At 62.3% G+C, this 636-nt stretch carries 1 protein-coding gene; it reads right to left on the minus strand.

Annotated elements, in window-relative coordinates; translation table 11 throughout:
- Positions 1-636 (minus strand): TonB-dependent receptor (locus D1614_RS28240; protein WP_206610167.1); only part of this gene is annotated, 636 nt, incomplete at both ends.

Consider the following 636-nt stretch of genomic DNA (forward strand, 5'->3'; position numbering starts at 1 on the left):
ACGCCGATGCCCGTGCCGTCGCGCAACTGGTAGCTGCGGTCGAAGATGTTCAGCACGGTCAGCCGCGTCTTGAACTTGCCCAGCGTCGGCAGGTTGAAGTCGCGGGCGGCGCCCAGGTTCATCTGCCAGTAGGCAGGCAGGTGGTCGGTATTGGCGAAGCCGTTGCGCAGTCCCGTACCAAACAGCACATCGCTCGAATAGGTCGTGCCGGAATACCGATACGACACGCCCGCCGACGCGGTCAGGCGCTGATCGTGATCGAGGTTGACCCAATGGTTGTTGATGTAGGCCAGCTCGTCCGCATCGAAGTGGAACTGGCCGGTCTCGATGCCCTTGCCCTGCGCGCGCGACACGGCCAGGTTCAGATACGCCCCGAAGTTGCCGTTGCGATAGTTCGCGCTGCCTTCCAGCCCGTAGATCCGGCCACGCTCGTAGTTGAACGCGGAGTACAGCAGCGCATTGCCAAACTGCCCTTCATCCTGCAAATGGCGCACGTCGCGGTAATACGCATCCAGTCCCAGCGTCAGATGCGGCGTGAGCTGGTGGGAAATCCCCAGATCAAAGTAGTTCGAGCGCTCCGACTTGACGGCCGTGTTCGCATCCGAAGGCAGCGCGTTGGTCGTGCCGGCAAAGGCT

It is taken from the genome of Maribellus luteus (assembly GCF_003576475.1).
Lineage (GTDB): Bacteria > Bacteroidota > Bacteroidia > Bacteroidales > Prolixibacteraceae > Draconibacterium > Draconibacterium luteum.